This window comes from Nocardiopsis rhodophaea (assembly GCF_039530945.1).
Classification (GTDB): Bacteria; Actinomycetota; Actinomycetes; order Streptosporangiales; family Streptosporangiaceae; genus Nocardiopsis_C; species Nocardiopsis_C rhodophaea.
Map to the genome: position 1 here is coordinate 96,682 of NZ_BAAAPC010000019.1, position 19,179 is coordinate 115,860.

The 19,179-nt window shown below is 67.3% G+C and carries 10 protein-coding genes; 6 read left to right on the forward strand and 4 right to left on the reverse strand.

The genetic code is table 11. The annotated features are described in order from the left end of the window. Nucleotide 1 precedes the first annotated feature (1 nt). Together ABD259_RS20175 and ABD259_RS20180 are read right to left on the reverse strand one after the other, a co-directional pair. On the reverse strand, nt 2-7,300 hold the full coding sequence (locus tag ABD259_RS20175) for an amino acid adenylation domain-containing protein (RefSeq protein WP_344108914.1): 7,299 nt from the start codon (nt 7,298-7,300) through the stop codon (nt 2-4). A 501-nt stretch (nt 7,301-7,801) separates the two neighbouring features. Continuing rightward, nucleotides 7,802-8,146: a hypothetical protein gene (locus ABD259_RS20180; protein ID WP_344108916.1), complete on the reverse strand. Its 345-nt coding sequence runs from the start codon at nt 8,144-8,146 to the stop codon at nt 7,802-7,804. Between the two features lie 129 nt (nt 8,147-8,275). On the opposite strand from ABD259_RS20180, the gene ABD259_RS20185 reads away from it, so the two are divergent. From ABD259_RS20185 to ABD259_RS20195, 3 genes are all read left to right on the forward strand, one after another. After that, nucleotides 8,276-9,109, forward strand: coding sequence for a helix-turn-helix transcriptional regulator (locus tag ABD259_RS20185; protein ID WP_344108918.1), 834 nt, complete (start codon nt 8,276-8,278; stop codon nt 9,107-9,109). A gap of 115 nt (nt 9,110-9,224) precedes the next feature. Further along, nucleotides 9,225-10,607, forward strand: a complete 1,383-nt coding sequence (locus ABD259_RS20190; RefSeq protein WP_344164543.1) for a phthiocerol/phthiodiolone dimycocerosyl transferase family protein — start codon at nt 9,225-9,227, stop codon at nt 10,605-10,607. 94 nt (nt 10,608-10,701) lie between these two features. Next, nucleotides 10,702-12,132 carry an amidase gene (locus ABD259_RS20195; RefSeq protein WP_344108922.1) on the forward strand — a complete coding sequence of 477 codons (1,431 nt, stop codon included), beginning with the start codon at nt 10,702-10,704 and terminating at the stop codon, nt 12,130-12,132. Between the two features lie 114 nt (nt 12,133-12,246). Here the strand turns inward: ABD259_RS20195 and ABD259_RS20200 are convergent, their stop codons facing one another. Next, on the reverse strand, nt 12,247-12,831 hold the full coding sequence (locus ABD259_RS20200; RefSeq protein WP_344108924.1) for a TetR/AcrR family transcriptional regulator: 585 nt from the start codon (nt 12,829-12,831) through the stop codon (nt 12,247-12,249). 136 nt (nt 12,832-12,967) lie between these two features. Next, complete coding sequence (locus ABD259_RS20205; RefSeq protein ID WP_344108926.1) at nt 12,968-14,536, reverse strand: MFS transporter; 1,569 nt, start codon at nt 14,534-14,536, stop codon at nt 12,968-12,970. Between the two features lie 102 nt (nt 14,537-14,638). Between ABD259_RS20205 and ABD259_RS20210 the strand changes: the two genes are divergently transcribed. The 3 genes from ABD259_RS20210 (at nt 14,639) to ABD259_RS20220 (ending at nt 19,168) form a co-directional block, all read left to right on the forward strand. After that, nucleotides 14,639-17,455, forward strand: coding sequence for an ATP-binding protein (locus tag ABD259_RS20210; RefSeq protein WP_344108928.1), 2,817 nt, complete (start codon nt 14,639-14,641; stop codon nt 17,453-17,455). A gap of 45 nt (nt 17,456-17,500) precedes the next feature. Next, a complete protein-coding gene (locus ABD259_RS20215) occupies nt 17,501-18,175 on the forward strand; it encodes a TetR/AcrR family transcriptional regulator (protein ID WP_425573549.1) in 675 nt (224 codons plus the stop codon). Nucleotides 18,176-18,649: 474 nt separating this feature from the next. Then, a complete protein-coding gene (locus tag ABD259_RS20220; RefSeq protein ID WP_344164545.1) occupies nt 18,650-19,168 on the forward strand; it encodes a flavin reductase family protein in 519 nt (172 codons plus the stop codon). The last annotated feature ends 11 nt before the right edge of the window (nt 19,169-19,179 follow it).

Below are 19,179 nucleotides of genomic sequence, written 5' to 3' on the forward strand. Positions count from 1 at the left end.
GTCAGTCCTCCTCGCCGACCGAACCGTTGTGGCCGACGGCGCCGAGCGCTGCCGAGACGACCGCGGGCACGTAAGGCTCCTCCATGATCGTGAGATGGTCACCGTCCACCTCGACCACCGACAGGCGGCCCGAGGTGCGTTCACGCCAGCCGTTGGCCGGGTCGGCGTGCATGCTGCCGATGGCGCTGTGCATCGACTTCAGCACATCAGGCAGGGGCTGCTTCGCGTGGACGAGGACCATGTCCTGGTCGACGACCTCAGGCCAGTAGTCGAAGGCCGACCGCCAGTTCGCCTCGTACAGCCGGAACAGGCGCCGCACGATCGCGTCGGTGCTGCCAGGGGGCAGGACACCCTCGTCGATGGCCAGCTGCGTGATGAACTCGAACTTCTCGTCCAGCGTGGCCAGTTCGGCGGGGATGACGGCCTCGGGCGACTCCCCACCGCGTTCGAGCCAGAGGAGCTCCCAGAAGAACCAGGCGATGAGCGCCTCGTCATCGGTCCACTCGCGGCGTTCGGGGTTGAGAGCGGTGGTGTCCAGCACAACCAGCGAGCCGACCTCCTGACCGGCGGCCCGCAACTGGCGGGCCATCTCGAAGGCGACGAACCCGCCGAAGGACCAGCCACCGATGTGGTACGGCCCCTCCGGCTGGACCCGGCGCATCGCCTCGATGTAGCGGCGCGCGATCTCCTCCATGCCGCGCACGGGCTCCGTTCCGGCGTCCGCCCCGTAGGCCTGGAGCGCGTAGAACGGCTGGTCGTTCGGGAGGTGTTTGGCGAAGGGGACGTAGCAGAGCACGTTTCCGCCCATGGGGTGGACGTAGAACATCGGGGGACAAGACCCGCCCCGGCGGATCGGCACCAGCGGGTCGAAGTCGACGCCGGTCCGCACCGCCTCCCCACCAACCTCGGGAAGGCGCTCAGCCAGTTCGGCGATGGTGGGTGCGGCGATGAGCGAGGACAGGGGGACGGCCGCGCCGAACCGCTGCTCTATGAGCACCACGAGCCGCATCGCGGTGATCGAGGTGGCGCCCAGCTCGAACAGGTCGTCGTGGACACCTATCTCGGGGAGGTCGAGCAGGTCACCGATCATCTCCGCAAGCGCCCGCTCACGCGCGTCCCGCGGTGCGGCCGACGCGGCTGTGCGGGCGGGGGCGGTGAGCGGTCGACGGCGCAGCGCGTCGTCGTCGCGCTTCCCGCTGGCGGTCAGCGGCATCGCGGGAAGCCACTCGATGTGCGAGGGGACCATATAGTCAGGCAGCACCGACCGCAGCCGTCGGCGCACTGCGTCGATGTCTCCGCCCGCAGCGTCCCCCGAGAGGAAGGCGGCGAGGACGGCGTCGCCGCCGTCACGTCGACGCTCCACCACCGCGACCTCCGCCACCTGGGCCCCGGTAAACGCGGCGGCTTCGGCCAGGGCCAGCTCCACCTCGGCCGGCTCGACACGGAATCCGCGGATCTTGACCTGGCGGTCGGTCCGGCCCAGGCAGACGACGTCGCCGCTGGGGAGCACCATGCCGACGTCACCGGTTCGGTAGAGGCGTCCGCCGTCACCGCGCGTCGGATCGGGGATGAACCGTTCCTCGGTCATGCCGGGCTCTCCGACGTAGCCGGAAGCCAGGCACACCCCGCCGAGGTGGATTTCCCCTTTACCCCCAGCGGGGACGGGGCGGCCGTCGGGATTGAGGACGAGGACGCGGGCGCCGTCGATCGGACGGCCGATCGGCGGCAGCGCCGGGAACTCCGCAGGGTCCCCCGACATGCTGTAGGTGGTGACGACATGGCTCTCGGTGGGACCGTACTGGTTCTCCAGGACCACGCCGTCCAGCGCGGCGCAGAACCGGCGGATCTCGTCGGTCACCCGGAGCTGCTCGCCGGAGGACCCGAGGACCTTCAGATTCCGGGGGACGATGCCGAGTGCGGTCGAGGCCTCGGCCAGTCGCTGGAGGGCGACGTAGGGCATGAATACGCGTTCGACCCTCTCGCGGTCGATCGTCCGCAGCAGCTCAGGGATGTCGCGTCGCAGCTCCTCCGAGACCACGACCAGGGTGCCTCCGCCGCAGAGGGTGGAGTACAGCTCCTGGAAGGAGACGTCGAAGCTGAGTGGCGCGTACTGCAGCGTCCTGCGCCCCACGGCGCCGCTGGGGACCCGGTTCTGCCAGGCGACCAGATTGGCCAGCGAACGGTGCGGCATTGACACGCCCTTCGGGGTGCCTGTCGAGCCAGAGGTGAAGAGCAGGTAGGCCTCGTCGTCGAGGGAGACCTTCGGCAGAGGCGCGGAGTCTCCCACCTCTAATGCGGCGGTAGCCCCGTCGAGCAGGGACTCGGCGGAAAGCACGCGGCTGCCGTCGTCGATCAGGTGCTCGTGGTGCGTCTGGACGATAACGCGCTCCGGGTCGCTCAGCCCGAGCATGGCGCGCAGGCGCTCTGGGGGGTAGGAGGTGTCGAGTGGGACCGCCGAGCAGCCGGCGCGCGCCACGCCCAGCATGACGGCGACGGTGTCCGGGGACCGGTCCATCGCGATACCGACGCGGTCTCCCGCGCGCACCCCGACGGACAGAAGCATGCGCGCGATACGTGCGGAACGGTCGTCGAGCTCGGCGTAGGTCCAGGACTCGTGGCCGAACACCACCGCAGGAGCGTCCGAGGCTGTGCGGGCACGCTCGACGAACGTGCGAACCACGTCGGTCGGGCCGGTTCCCCGACGAAAGGTGCCGGTTGGCTCCTCCACCGCGAGGAAGGATGTGTCGATGGCGTCGTGCGGCCGCTCCACCATCCGGCGCAGGATGCTCGTGTAGAGGTCGGCGAAGAGCGTGCTCTGCTCATCGGTGAAGATCCGGCCGGAGAAGTCCATGCGCAGGCGGACGCGTCCGTCCACGGGGTCTGCCATGGCGTTCACCAACAGGGCGAAGTTGGTCTCCTCCCACGCTGTGAAGCCGCGGTCTTCAACACCGGGAAGTCCGAGCACAGGACCGAGCTGGCGGAAGTGGATGTAGTTGAACGCGGTGTCCACCAGTGCGGCTGCACCGATGTCCTCCTGGATGACGCTGAGGGGTACACGCCGGTGCGGGTGGCTCTCGCGTTCCTTGCCGATGACGTGCCGCACGGCGTCGAGCCAGGTGCCGCCCGTGAAGGAGACGCGCACGGGGAGCGTGTTGAGGAACAGGCCGCAGACACGCTCGCCGCCTTCGACCTCCGGTCGGCCGTGGGTGACCAGTCCGGTGGTCAGGTCGTCCTGTCCCGACAGCGCCCGGAGCACCAAGGCGTGGGCCGCGAACAGCACGGACTTGACCGGTGTTGCCTGCTCCTCGGCGAACGCGCGGACAGCACGTTCCAGGTCCTCGGGGATCGGGACGTCGCGGACGATCATCCCCGTGTCGCCGCCGCCCTCGTGGGAACGGAACCCCTCGACCTGCGGGGGGTGGGCACCGTCGAGCTCCCGACGCCAGTAGCTTCGGCTCTCCTCAGAGGTGATCGCGGCCCGCTCGTCCGCGGCGTGCAGGGCCGGGCTCGGGGGCGGGGTGTCAGTAACCGGACTGATGTCCAGGCCCGAGGCGTGCAGGTAGTCCCGCAGCAGTTCGCTCACCAGGTTGGCGACGCTTCCGCCGTCGAGTAGGGCGTGGTGGAAGGAGAGCACCAGCTCGACCGTCTCGGGCAGCACGAAGGCCTGAAAGCGGTAGAGCGGTGCTGTGTCAAAGCGGTAGTCGTGCAGCCGCCGCTCCCCCATGTACCGGGTGATCGCCTCCTCGGCGGCGGCGGGCGGTACATCGCGCAAGTCGGTGGCGCCCAGACCGCTGGGGGCATCGCGGTCGATGATCTGCAACGGCTCGGAGTAGCCGGCGAGTGCGAAGGACGAGCGCAACACGGGGTGGCGGGCGACGAGGCGGCCGAAGGCGCTCGTGAAGAGGTCTTCGTCCCACGGCAGGGCGATACTGTACCGGAAAACGTCCTTGTAGACGGCCGAGTCTTGGCGCTCGCGGCTGTGGTAGAGGAGTCCGAGTTGGAGCCGGGTGAGGGGGAACGCGTCCTCATGCCCTTCGAGACGGGCCCGGTCGACGTGCGACACGAGCGCGAACGGCTCAATGTCGGCACGTTCGGCGGTCCCTGCGGCGCGACCGTCGGCCTCACTCCGGTCGATGAGCGCGGCCAGGGCCGCCACTGTCGGATTCTGTACGAGGTCGGAGAGGTCGAAGCGGACTCCGGCCTTCTCGGCCAGGGCGCGCACGCGCAGCATCGTGATGGAGTCCCCACCGAGGGCGTAGTAGTCGTCGTGGACGCCGACCCGCTCAAGGCCCAGAACCTCGGCCACCACATCGGCCAGGGCAGCTTCGGTCGGTGTGGTCGGCGGGCCTCCTCCAGGATCGACGGAACGGACCGGGTCGGGAAGGGCCTTCCGGTCGACCTTGCCGTTCGGGGTGAGCGGCAGGCGGTCGAGCCGGACGAAGTGGGCGGGGATCATGTAGTCGGGCAACGACGTGCGCAACCGCGCCGCCAACTCGGCGGCGTCGAGGTCCTTATCGGCGGTGTAGTAGCCGACGAGCACCGGCCCGCGACCGTCCTCAGGACGGTCGACCACGGCCGCGTCACGCACCCCTGCCAAGCCGACCAGGGCGTTCTGAACCTCGCCCAGCTCGACGCGGTTCCCGCGGATCTTCACCTGCCCGTCGATGCGGCCGAGGTACTCGATGGTGCCGTCGGACAGCAGGCGGGCCAGGTCTCCCGTTCGATAGAGGCGCCCACCCGGGGTGAAGGGGTCCTTGACGAACTTCTCGGCGGTCAGCTCGGGGCGGTCCAGGTAGCCGCGAGCGACCTGGACCCCGCCGACGCACAGTTCGCCGGGCGCACCGACCGGCTGCGGTCCGCCGTGGGCGCCGAGGACGTAGAGGCTGGTGTTCTGGACCGGCCGCCCTATCGGCACGCGGCTTACCGGACCTTCGGCGGCGGGCGGGCAGTCGTAGCGCGTGACGTCGACGGCGGCCTCTGTGGGCCCGTACAGGTTGACCAGCAGCGGCGCGGTTCCGATGTCCTGAAGCTCGGTGAACAGCCGATTGAATTGGTTGACCCGCTCGGCCGGGAGCGCCTCTCCACTGCAGAAGACGTAGCGAAGGGTCGACGCCGCAGCGCGAGCTTCAGTGTCCTCCTCCAGCAGTTCAAGGAAAGGGCCGAGCATCGAGGGAACGAAGTGGAGCGCGGTCACGCCGTGCTCACGCGCGGCGCGAGCGATCTCCCGCGGGTCCTTCTCGGCCCCCGGTGGCAGGAGCACGAGCTGGGCGCCCTCAACGCACCACCAGAACAGTTCCCAGACCGACACGTCGAAGGAGATCGGGGTTTTCTGCAGGAGGGTGTCACCGGCACCGATCGGGTAATGCCGCTGCATCCAGGCGAGGCGGTTGACCACTGAATGGTGCTCAACCATGACACCCTTGGGCCGCCCGGTGGAGCCTGAGGTGTAGATGATGTAGGCGAGGTCGCTGGAGTCGGCCGCGGGCGGCGGCGGCCCGTCAGGTCCCCGGTAGAGGTCAGCGACGCGGTGAACCGGGATGTCTGCAGGGACGCGGTCCGCGTCGACACCCGCGCTGGTCAGGACGGCGGCCGGACGGCAGTCCTCAAGGAGGAGGGCGATCCGTTCCTCCGGATAGCCGGGGTCGATGGGGACGTAGGCGCCGCCGGCCTTGAGGATGCCCAGGAGGCCGGGGAGGAGCTCGCTACCGCGCTCGGCCATGACCGCGACCCGGGCCTCCGGACCGACACCCTGTGCCCGCAGCGATCGGGCAACCTGGTTGGAGAGGCGGTCGAGCTGCCCGTATGTGGTCACCGTTCCGTCGGCCGAGTCGACCACCGCTGGGCGGTGGGGGTTCCGCGTGGCCTGCTCGGTGAAGAGACCGTGCAGCGTCTTCTCGCTGGGGTAGAGCATGCGCTCGCCCTGCCTGCCGCGCACGACCTCCTCGTACTCCTCGTCGGTGAGCATGGAGAGCGCCGACACCGGGAGCTCGGACATATCCAGCCCCTTGCGGACGAGCTCCGCCACATGACCGGCGAACGCCTCCGCGGTGAGGTCCCCATCGAAAACGTCACGCGCGTAGTCGAGGTCGATGCGCAGGTCGTCCTCGTCCTCGAACGCGTGGACCATGATCGACAGCGCGTTCGCCTCATGTACGGGCGCCATGATCGTGGTGGTGCGTTCGACGCCGGAAATCTCCGGGGGGCGCGGGTAGCGCATGTAGGAGAGGGTGACGTCGAAGAGACCGCGAACTCCACCTGCATCCGTCCGGAGCTCGCTGAGGATCGCGCCGAACGGGAATCGCTCGTGCTCGCGCATCCGACGGAGGCGATCCTGAGTCACGCGCGCCAGGTCGAGCATCGGGATGCCCTCGTCGACCGCCACGCGCAAGGGAAGGTTGTTCGCGAACTGACCGACCAGTTCGCGTTCCGCCCTGGTACGGCGGTTCAAGAAGGGGACACCCAGCACCACCTCGGGGGATCTCAGGACACGGGAGGTCCAGATACCGACGGCCGTAGCAAGGTACGGCAGTGGCGACGCTCCAGACTCCAGGATCCGTCGGACCGTCTTGCCGTCGATCGTGAAGGAGTGGCGGCCCCGCTCGACACGCTCGGTCACGACGCGCGGGAAGAGTGCGGGAGTGACCCTGGCCAGGTTCTCCCGGTGGAATCGGCGGTCGCGATCGTACTGGTCGGAGCCGCGGTAGGAGTGGGCACGCTCGATCTCCGCCAGGAAAGAGCGCGATGTAGGTACCTCGTAGGACTCCCCGACGGAAAGCGCCCGGTACTCGGAGAGAATCTCGTAGGACAGCAGGTTGAGGGCCCAGGCGTCGGCGATGATGTGGTGCGCCTTCAAGAAGAGGTACGCCGACGTGCCACTTCCCGCGACCAGTGTCGCCTCGACCAAGGGGCCGCTTCGTACGTCGATCGGTCGGCGCAGCTCGCGCTCCCGCCAGTCACGAACGGCCACCACCGGGTCGTTCGCTTCGGACAGGTCGACGACCGGAACCTCCGGCGCCCAGCCTTCCCCCGATACGAAGTCCGGTTGAACCCGCGGGCGGCCGTTCTCATCCTCGCCTATGCGCATCCGTAATGCGTCGTGTCTCCGCAGCGCGCGAACCACACAGTCGGTCAAGAGGTCAGCATCGATGCCGCCGTCGAGGTGTTCTTCGAGGACGACGTTGAACTGGGGGCTCCCAGGCGTCTGGTAGTCGGCTACCCAGATGTCGTCTTGGTACGCGTTGGTTCGAGCTCCGTCGGAGACGGAGGCCGGGAGTACGCGATTCACTTCGCCGTTGTTCACCGAGTTCCTCTTCCCACGTTCGCAGATACGAGAAGCCCCAATAGGGGATCCGCCGCCCTGCAAAAGAAACCGATATTCCACTGGCAAGGTAAGGCATCGCTTCTCCTCCCCACCACTACTCGATCACGTAGCCATCAACAAAGTAGCGATCCGATCACCCAAAGCGACTCTTCGCTAATCAGGGGCATGACCCTTCTTTCTCGAAGGATGGCCGCCGACGATCACAGACCTCACCCGAGGACAACAAGTCGACTCCGGACCACACCCAAACCGACAACCGCGCCCGCGAACTTGCCCACCCCACCATGTGGCGCATATCACTTCTCGCACACCTTGCATACATTCCGCAACTCACAAACAATCAGAACAACCGTACAGCTTTCTAGGATTGCCCTTTCCACTGAACAACGTGAGCCATGCAGGCCATTTTCTCCGTTCAGCATTTCGAGGCAATCCATCGTACTTTCCATGCACAGGCCAGGGTCGGTTCAGACGACCATGTCAACGAGGGGCGGATTTATGAACCTCGCGTGCGCCGAAGTATCGAATATCGACCACGGGCGCCAGCCCGAGCGCTTGCAGTCCTACCAAACTTTTCTGCGAGATACCGATGCCCTTGCTCTGCGCGGACGAACGAAGCAGCGGCGCGAGGTCCAGCAGATCCTCTACGAGGCGCGTGCAAGCGGCAAGGGGGCCGTCATCCTGATCGAGGGTCCGCCAGGGTTCGGCAGAACCTGCTTCACCCGTGACTGCCTGGAGACGGCCTGCGTGACGGGCTTCACCCTCGGCGACGCACTGATGTGCGGCGCGTTCCCCGAGGGGCACCGAAGCCAGGCACTGCTGCATGCGCCCCGACCGCGCCTTACCCGATCCGAGTCGCTCCACTCCGAGGTCACGGATGGCCCGTACGCACTGACGGCGGACGCGACAGCCGCCCCGCCAGGACAGCTCCGGACACGGCCCGGGGTGGTCTGGGTGGTCGCCACTGGTGTGGAGGGACGGCTCCCTCCAGGCATCCTGATGTCGGACGCTCCATCCAGTGCCGTACACCGGATCCGGCTCGACCCGCTCCCCCCGCAGGCCATCTCCCAGGTAGCCGAAGACCTGCTCGGTTCTCCACCAACCGCGCGGCTCATCTCCCTTCTGAGAAGGGCTCAGGGACATCCCACCCTCACCGTCAAGCTCCTCGAGGGAATGACCGAAGAAGGAAGGGTCTTCCTTCGAGACAGCAAGGCTGACCTGGAGAACAAGCGGATCCCCAACCGCGTCCACATATGGCTGGAGGATGTCCTTCGGCGAGGCCCGGAACCCATGCTGAGATTCATGACAGCCTGCGCGTTCACAGGGCAGAAAGTGACGTCCCTGGAACGCATTGGAGCCATACTCGGGACAAGCAGAGACGAGCTCCACAGAATCGTTGAATCCGCCTATCGAATGGGCTTCATCGAGGGAAGAGAAGAGCTGAAGTTCCAAAGTCCAATCATGCATGAACTATTCTGGGGATACATTCCAAGTTTCTTTCCTGAGCTCCTCCAAGGAAGCACCAATCCCGCACCCTACCCCGGCACATCTCACCATCGCCAACCCTTTTCTCCAAGGTTGACACTCCAGGAGATGCGCCTCATCCTCCTCACTTCCGAGGGGTACACGAATCAGCAGATCGCGCGCCGTCTGGCCATCTCTCAGCACACAGTCAACTACCATCTAAAAAAGCTCTTCCGGAAATATGAGGTCAACTCCCGTGTCCGGCTCGTAGCGGCTGCGCTCAAAGACACCTCGCCACTCGCGGACTACCAGTGGCCTCATTGACTGGCCATATCCGAACGGCAGCGGAGCACGATTTCCACGTCCACGCTCCATTCCCCGGCTCCGGTATCCCCGCTCGACCTGTCCCGGGTATCCGGCGCCAGAAAGGACCCGCCCGGTGTTAAGACCTCTGAGCCCCCTGGAACGCTGGTACTGGATCGCGGACCGTATCTCCCCGCTCAACGTCATAGGGAGAGTACGGGTCGAGGGTCACCTGTCCGTGGATGCCGCGCGACGGTCCCTGGACCTCCTCCAACAGCGCCATCCGCTGCTGTGCACCGCGATCCGGGCCGACAGGGGAGAGGAACCGATGTACGTCCCGTCCAATCGGCCCATCCCGCTCCGGTGGAAGTGTGCCGACGCGTCGCACGACAACACCGAAACTCTCTGGGTACAGGAGGTGGAGACCGAACATTTAGCACGGAGTGTCAACTGGAAAACGGGCCCGCTGGGCCGAGCCATGGTGTTCAGCACCGCTGGTGACCACGGCGGCGACGGGCGGCACGACCTCATCCTCGTCCTTCACCACGCGATCGCTGACGGGACCACCGCGGTGTCCCTGTCGCGGCAATGGGCCGAGATCGCCGCCCGGATCACCGGACCACACACAGGGCAACGGGAGGACGCGGGCTGCCGCTGCCGCGAGCTCCCCGCGACCGAAGACCTGTTCCCGGCGGCCCACCGGTCCCATCGGGGCCAGGCGGCCGCGTCCAGCAAGAGGTGCAGGGACGCCGACAACGCCGCCCGCCTCTCCCCTGAGCGTGTGCGCCGAGAGCGCACTGTGAAATTCGAGCAGCGCAGGACTCGGCTCATCCACCGCTCCCTGGATCCAGACACGACGCGCGCGTTGGTAGCGGCCTGCCGCAGCCACGGGGTAACGGTTCACGGAATACTTGCCGCAGCACTGGTAGCGGCCGTCCACCGGGATGCCGAAACCCCTCAGGGCACCTACTTCGCGATCGGCTCGCCCGTGGATTTCCGAGCGGAGCTTGAACCGGCGGTGGGCCCCAATGAGGCAGGCACCTATGTCGCCACGCTTCCGTCGCTGGTCCGGTGCGACCCCAATCTGGACATCTGGATATCCGCCAAAGCGGTGAACGACGACTTGAGAGCGCGCCGCGCCGCAGGTGAGCACTTCGCCATGATCACGGACTTGGGCTCACGTGTGGCCATGGACATCGACGGCAGCCGCGAGCTCCTCCGCTACCTGGATGAGGAAGGACCTATCAACCTCTCCCTGTCCAACATCGGTGCCCAGGAACTCCCCGAAGCCATCGGCGGCCTGCGGATCACGGATGCCGACTTCGCCGCCGGGATATCGGTGACCGGCGTCCTCGTTGCCGCCGCGACGACCTCCCACGGCCGACTCAACTGGAACCTCACCTACGTCGACGGCTTCGTCTCCCGCGGCCGTGCCGCACGGATCGCCGATGACGCGCTCGGCACTCTCGTGGCCGCCCTGGGCCCGCGGTCAGGTACCACCGCGCACGCAGCGGAGTGAGCTCACCGTCCTGGGGGATCGGCTCGCCGATCAGACGTGAACCGTCCCCCACCCCACCGCCCCTGACAGACGACCCTGTGGAAGTTGGAGAGCGATGAGAGAGACACCCGTGCACCGCACGGCACTGGAGATCCGGGAGAGCGTGGCGCGGGGCACCAGCTCCGCTCAGCAGATGGTTGCCGAACGGCTCAAGTTGATCGGTGTGGTCGAGTCGGAGATCAACGCCATCGCGGCGTTGCGTGAGGACGGGGCCGAGGCCGACGCGCTCCGCGTCGACGGTGATCCACGCCTTCAAAAGGGACCCTTGGCCGGGGTTCCCGTCGTGGTCAAGGACGTGCACGAAGTCGCCGGACTACCGTTCGCCAACGGATCGCGCGCGATGCAGGGGTACACCCCCGAATTCGACACCGAGGTGGTGAGCCGACTGAAGGAGGCCGGTGCCATCATCCTCGGCAGCACAGTGATGCCGGAGTTCGGGCTGCAGGCGCGAACCGAGAACGCCCTGCATGGATCGACGCGCAACCCCCGGAACCTCGAATTCGGCCCTGCGGGATCCAGTGGTGGGGCCGCCGCCGCAGTCGCTGCCGAGATGGCCCCCCTGGCTCTGGCCGGCGACGGCGCTGGCTCCGGGCGTGCCCCAGCGGCCGCCTGCGGAATCGTCGGCCTCAAACCTACACGCGGCCGGATTCCTTGGGGCCCAAGTGCCTACGAGCACTGGGCAGGACTCGTTACCAGCAGCCCGATGGCCCGCACCGTGCGCGACGCCGCGCTCATGCTCGACGTCATCGCGGGCCCGATGTCCGGCGAACCCTACGGCCTGCCGAGGCAGCCAGAGGGGTCTTTCCTGGCCGCCTGCGACCGTCCGCCAGAGAAGCTGAGGATCGCCTACACGTTCACTCCCCCGCACGGGTCCCTCGACCCGAGCATCAGAGAAACCGTCAGGTCGGCGCTCTCGGTCTTCGAGGACCTCCCCCACACCCTCACCGAGGCGGCTCCCGATCTGGGCGGCATGCTGGACCCGTTCCTCTCGATTATGGCGGGCAACGTCGCCGCGCTTGTGCGGGGCATTCCGCCGTCGCGGCTGGACCGTGTCGAGCCAACGTCCCTGGACATCGCGATGCACGGGGAGCGGATGACATCCGCCGACTACTGCTCGGCCGTGACCGCCTGTCGGACACTCGCAGCCCGAGTCCTGCGGTTTTGGGACGAGGAGAAGTACGATGTCCTGATCACGCCCACGATCGCCCGACCCCCGTACCGAGTGGACGAGGGGCCGTCTGGTGAGGGATTCCTCGAGCGGTGGCGTGAGTTCGCGGACATGCTGGCGTTTGGCTACCCGTTCAACATGACCGGGCAGCCTGCCATGAGCATCCCCTGTGGTGTCGACGACAACGGTGTCCCGGTCGGCCTGCAGCTGGTCGGTCGGCCAGGTGACGAGGGGGTTCTCTTCGGCCTAGCCGCCCAGCTCGAGGGCCTGTGCCCTGAGCAGGCCGCTCCCTCTTGGCCCTACGCCTCGGGGAACTGAAGCGACATGTTGTCCCGATAGCACCTGCGCGCCAGGGGCTGGGCTGCTCGGTCCCTGCCGCGGAAGCGAACGAGGGCCGTCCCCAATCGAACACCCGGGGACGGCCCCATAGGATCATCGCTGCAGCCACCGGGCGTGCTGGTCGAAGATCTCGCGCATGCGACCACGCGCGTCACGCAGGGACAGCGGCTCGGCCCCGACCGCCACCCGGAACCGGATCCCTTCGATCTCGTCGACCGCATGGCGGGCGATCCGTTCCTCTCCGGTGAGGTCCTCCAGGATCGCGAGCAGCAATCGACGTCGGACAGAGGCCACCGTGCGCAGTTCGGGACAGCGGGCCGCGAGGAGCTCAAGCTCGTATTCCACCAGGACACGCCCCCGTCCCTCGGACGCCGAATCCGCAAGCAGCTCCGCGAGCATGTGCGCCCTACACGGTGAATCCGCCGCCATCGCGGTCATCCGGGCCTCTGCCTGGTCGACCGCGTGATGGAAGAGCGCCTGCAGCAACCGGATGCGGTCCGGGAAGTGGTAGCCGACCGAGCCAAGCGAAGTACCGGATTCACGGGCGACCGAACGGTGGCCTACCTCGGCGACACCGGCTCGCTCGGCGACCCGAACAGCGGCATCGAGGAGCTCCGCCCGCCGTCGGCTACCCCGCGACACGCGCCCGTCGCGCCCGCCCGGCAGGTCGACGGACATCAGGCCCTCCTCAACGCTGATACCTTCGCCGCCCCGCTTATGCCAGGGCCGCCCCTCTCCCGGACGCGGCCGAACGCAGGGCCCGACGGGCGGACCAAAGCTACTGCCACCGCCATGGACATGGGCGTCAACCTCCTCATTTCGCGAGTCCACCGATTGGTTCCTCGTAGTGCCCTTCTTCAACGTTGGCGGACTCATGGGCACCGATGGTCCCGATGTGTCGGAGGTTCACGGCGGTCAGCACCGCCAGCACCAGGATCCCCGCCGCACCCACGGCACCGACGACATTCACCCCCGCTGTGAAGGACTCCCTCGCTTGCTCCAGGAGGGCGTCGGGGAGCTGGGACGCAACCGAGGCGGCCCCGGAGAGGCTGTCACCGAACGCCTCGGCGACATCGGGAGGCAGGCTCGCGGCCTGCCCGTCGACGCGCAGTCGGTAGACGGCGGTGGCGAGGCTGCCCAGGAACGCGATTCCCGCCGCCAGGCCAAGCTCCTGAACGGTCTCCGACATGGCCGAGGCCGACCCGGCCTTCTCGGGCGGTGCCGCACCGACCACGAGGTCGGTGCCGAGCGCCGCGATGGCCCCGAGACCCAGGTAGACCAGCGAGAAGCCGGCGACGACCAGTGCGACGCCACCGGTGCTGCCGACCAGCGCGAGCAGGGCGTAGCCTCCGACCGAAATCACCAGTACTCCCGCCACGACATATCCCGGACGGATATGCCGTGCGACCAGCGGAGCCACAATTGAGGACAGCATCATCATCAGGGCGGGCGGGCCGTACAGCAGGCCCGCTGTCATCGGCGAGAGGTCCGCAACCAGCTGCAAGTACTGAGTGACCAAGAACATCGTGCCGCCGACGCCGACCAGACCTACAAGCATCATGCCCAGCGCGACACTGAAGGCGCGGTTCCTGAACAACGTGACATCCAGCAGGGGGCTGGCGAGGATGCGCTGCCGCCGGACGAACGCCACGACGAAAACCAACCCGGCCACGAGGGCGGCGACCACCCCCGGTTGCAGGCCGTCCTTGGCGAACTGCTTGATGCCGTAAATGACCGGAAGTATCGCGGTGAGCGACAGCGCGACGCTGAGGAAGTCGAACCGGCCGCTCTGCGGAGCGCGATACTCCGGAAGCAGGACCGGAGCGGCCACCAGCATGATCCCGACCATCGGAACGGCTGGAAGGAACGCCGCTCCCCACCAGAAGTACTCCAGCAGGACCCCGCCCACCAGCGGGCCGGCAGCCATGCCAAGCGCGAAGAATGTCGCCCACAGGCCGATCGCCAGCGCCCTCTGGCGTGCGTTGGCGAACATGTTGCTGATCAGCGCGAGCGTCGAGGGCATCAGGGTCGCACCGGCGATTCCCAACGCGGCCCGCGCGGCGATGAGCATCTCCGCACTGGTGGAGTAGGCGGCCATGAGGGAGGCAAGGACGAATGCGATGCCGCCGATCATCAGCAGTCGCCGGCGGCCGATGCGGTCACCCAGGGTTCCCATGGTGATGAGGAATCCCGCGATCAAGAATCCGTAGGCATCGACAATCCACAGTTCCTGGGTACTGCTCGGGCGCAGATCCACCGCCAGTGACGGCAGCGCCAGGTGCAGGACGGTGACGTCCAGCCCCAGCAGCACGGTAGGCAGCGCTAAGACGGCGAGTCCTGCCCATTCCTTAATGCCTGCCCGACCGCGGGTCGTGCGTCTCATGAAGGCTCCTTCCCATCACGCCTGAAGATCTCCTCCAGAGTGGTGATCCGCGCGCACGGTTCACGCACGACCTACTCAGGGGGCCGCCGGTAAGCTGCCCCCATGCGTTACGGAGTGCTCGGCCCGCTGGCTGTTTGGGATTCCCACGGCCGGCGTGTGGAGATCCCCGAGGTGAAGGTACGGGCCCTCCTGGCGATCCTCCTGGTGCATCGGGAAAGCCCCGTTTCGGCTGACCGGCTCATCGAGGACCTTTGGGATGGTCGTCCACCGGGCGGGCCCTTGAACACCTTGCACACGAAGATTTCCCAGTTGCGGCGGTCGCTCGGGCGTGAACAGGTGGTCAGGCACCCTGCCGGTTACCACCTGCAGGTCGAGGAGGGGGACCTCGACGCTTCCGTCTTCGCCAACCTGGTCGAGCGGGCGCGGACCGCCGGAACACCTCGCGCACAGGCGGTGCTGCTTACCGAGGCTCTGGAACTTTGGCGGGGACCGGCCTATGCCGATGTCGCCGACCGCGTATTCGCCCGGGCCGAAGCCACGCGCCTTGAAGAACTCCGTCTGGCTGCGGTCGAGCACCTCGCTGAGGCACGCCTCGAATTCGGCGAGCACGACGCTCTCACTACGGAACTCAACGGGCTGGTCGAACGACACCCGCTACGCGAACGGCTGCGGGCCACGTACATGCGCGCCCTCTACCTGGCAGGGCGCCGAAGCGAGGCCCTTGACAGCTACGAGGACCTCCGCGCCCACCTCGCCGAGGAGCTCGGCGCCGACCCAGGACCGGACCTGCGCGCGCTGCACGAGGCCATACTCCGGCACGAGCCACAGTTGGCGCCTGCGGAGGCGGCCCGCACACGGCACCGCACGAACCTGCCTACCCCGGCGACCACCTTGATCGGCCGAGAGGGGGACGTGACAGACGTGCGCCGACTGCTGTCGACGAAGCCGGACGTCCGGTTGCTGACGCTCACCGGCCCGGGTGGCGTCGGTAAGACGCGGCTCGCGCTGTCAGCCGCACGTGAGATGCTTGATGACTTTCCGGACGGCGTGTGGATGGTCGAGCTCGCGGGTCTGGATCGCCGCTCGGAGGCAGGAGACGTCGCCGAGCGGATCATCACCACGCTCGGTCTGTGCGACACGGCCGCCGACTCCGATCCTGTCGACCTCGTGGCCTGGCTCTGCACCGCGCTAGCCGACAAGTGTGTCTTGCTCCTTCTGGACAACTGCGAGCACGTGGTGGAACCTGTCGCAGCAGTGGCCGCCGCCCTTCTCGAGTCCGCTCCACAGACGCACATACAGGTGACCAGCCAGGAGGCGCTCAACATACCTGGCGAGACAGTGCGACCCGTTCTTCCACTGGCTCTGCCAAGCGCCGAGTCCCAGCTGGGCCGCAGGCACAATGCCTCCGTACGTTCCAGCGCGATGGACCTGTTCGTGGAACGGGCGGCCGCCGCGGTGCCTGGGTTCACCCTCACCGCGGACAACGCGCCGGCCGTGGCGGCGATCTGCCGACGGCTGGATGGGGTGCCCTTGGCGCTCGAGCTGGTGGCTCCCCGGCTCCGTGTCCTCAGCCCTGAGCAGATCGCGGCCCGCTTGGAGGACCGCTTCGCGCTACCGACAGGTCCGGCGCGCGGCCGCCCCGCGCGGCAGCAGACCCTGCGGGCGATGATCGACTGGAGCTGGGAACTGCTCAGTGAAACCGAACGAGCTGTTCTGCGGCGCTTGGCGGTGCACGCGGACGGCTGTACCCTTCGGGCCGCCGAGGCCGTCTGCTCCGACACGGATATCCCTGAAAAGCGGATCCTGGGCGTCCTGACCCGTCTCGTGGATCGGTCTCTGGTCGTCCGCGACGGAGAGCGCTTCCGCCTGTTGGAGTCAGTCGCCGTCTACTGCACCGAACGTCTGGAGGAGGCGGGCGAGCTGGCGCGATTCCGCAGCAGGTTCGTCGTCTACCACATCGGGCAAGCCGAAACGGCTGACCGGGAGCTGCGGGGGCCGGGACAGGCGAGGTACCTGGCACGCCTGGATGCCGAGACCGTCAACATGCGCCGCGCTCTGGACATTGCCCTGACGACCGGGAACGGCGAGAACGCGTTGCGGCTGGTGAACGCTCTAGCCTGGTACTGGGTACTGCGCGGCCGCCTCAGCGAGGCGCGCCGTTCGCTGCGCGCGGCGCTCGCCCACGGGGGTGCTCCGGCGCCCGGACGGGCTGCGGCAGAGGCATGGCTGGCCGGGATGGAGACGCGGGACGCGCCGATCGACATCGACGATGGCGCCCTTCGGTCGCGACTCCGCTGGTTCTTGGGGACCGCCCTCTACCGTGCGGGACGCCGTCGGGAGGGGCGCGGCCTCGTGGAAGGGGGCTTGGCCGACGCCCGCGCTGCCGGAGACCGATGGGGGCAGGCCATCGCGCTCGCCGAACGCGCCGACCACTACCTTGATAAACATGACACTAGGTCCGCCTTGCGTGACGCACAGGCCAGCGCCGACCTATTCCGCGACCTCGGGGACCGCTGGGGCCTCCTGCGGGCGACCCGCTCCCTCGCGCGCCTCGCCGAGATCGACGGCAATCACGCGAGCGCGGCCGCTCTCCTCGACGGATGCCTCGATGTGGCCAAGGAGCTGGAGTTGTGGGTCGAGGTAGTCGAGACCCTCACCCGCCTCGGTCGGGTCGCCCTCGCCGACGGCGACACCGACAGGGCCAAGCTGCTGCACGAACAGGCGCTCCAGATCGCCTCTGAGCGCTCCTACACCCGCGGAGAGGTCCAGGCCGCGACATGGCTGGGGCATAACGCTTTGCGTACCGGAGACCGGAACAGCGCCGAAATCCACCTACGGCGCGCCGCCGAGCGCGGATACCCGCTCGGCCTGTCCCCCGGGGTCGCGGCGGCTCTCGCCCAGCTTGACTCCAGCGCCTGAGTCACGGCTCTACCGGAGACAGAACGAGAACGACAAACCTCATCATTGTGGCAAATCGTCCTCAACTTCCCCTTGGACACCTCACGCAACTGCGGTAAAACGGTCCTGGCAGTCAGGGGCGCGGTGGGAAGCACGAGCGGATTCCCGCCGGACCGAGGAGGAGAAACACTGAACGATTCCACCACCGACGGTCGAAGACTGAAGGGCCTTCGGCGTCGGCACGAGCTCATCGAGGCGACCCTGCGTGTCATCGAACGCGACGGGGTGGCGGGTGTCAGCCATCGGACGGTGTCCCGCGAGGCTGGGCTGCCAACGTCGGCGACGACGTACCACTTCAAGAGCCTGGGCGACCTCCTCACCGCGGCCCTGACCAGCGTCATGGAAGAGGACTCCGAGCGGATGCGCCGCCTGTCATCTGGCGACGACCGGCGGCGGGATCTGGCCTTCCTCCTAGCAGAGGTCGCCTCCGAACCGGGGCGTCTGCTCGCGGAGTACGAGCTGTTCCTTCTCGCCGCTCGTCGCCCGCACCTACGCTCGGCGACCGACGGGTGGCTCCTTGCCGTGCAGGCGTTCGCACGGTGCTACACCAGCGACCCGGTCCGGGAGCGCGTCGTCGCCGGGACGATCGACGGCCTGCTGCTGCACTCGCTTCTCACGGACGACAAACCGACCGCCGAATCCTTCGAAGCCGTCCTCACCGATCTGCTTCCCGACCCGTGATCACCGCGGCCGTTCCACGACGCGGTGCCGATCTCGGCCAGGCTCAGACATCCTGGCACGCTCGGACTACATAAGCCCCCTAGTTCGCGTCCTCCTCCGTCGTTGACCCGTCGCACGAGGACAGTGGCCTCTCCTACCTGCCATGTGCTCCGGCCCTCCTGCCCAAGAACCACTCGACGGTCACATCTAGTCGTACCGAGCCAATACGCACCGCCTCAGTCGCGCCCGCTGATTCAAGTAGTCCATGTGTGCCGCCCGCTGCGTATTCGGGTAGTCGTGCCCCCATCCTCTGGTTAATACCGCTGCGGCCCGCTACGATTCAAGGACCACGATCAATCCAATAAATGGAATCTCTGATCCCGGCCGTACGGAGAAACCGCTTCGCCGCAACGTTTTCGCTTTCTCGGAATCCGCAACGACCGTTGATATGGATTTTCCATTCTTCCAATTCCGCGACGGCCCGTGGGAGCGAGAATGTTATCAGAAAAAGCATTCCGAGATCTGATGGCCAACGTCTGCGCTCCTGTCACGGTCGTGACGGCGATGCACGACGAAATCCCACACGGTGCGACCGTCAGCTCATTCACGTCAGTCTCCCTGCGCCCTCCGATCGTCAGCATCGCCCTAGACCGTCGATCGAATCTGCTCGACAAAATCCAGAGGACCCACTGGTTCGGCGTCAACGTCCTCAGCTCTGGGCAGGAGGACATCGCGCGGGCCTTCTCCACATCACGGGCGGACAGGTTCCACCGCGCCCCGTGGCGCCAAGACCAAGGGCTGCCCCGGCTGGCATGTGCGGTGAGCTGGGCCGTGTGCCGGGTCCACCGGGTTGTTCCCGGCGGAGACCATCTGCTGCTCCTCGGGCTAGCGCTCCATGCAGAAAGCACCACAGCCGCACCGCTGATCTACGGCAATCGAACCTTTGGTACGCATTCCGCATTTGTCCGTGGGACGCGTGCGATCACCGACCAGATCGCGGCGTTCACCCACTGAGAGGGAAATCC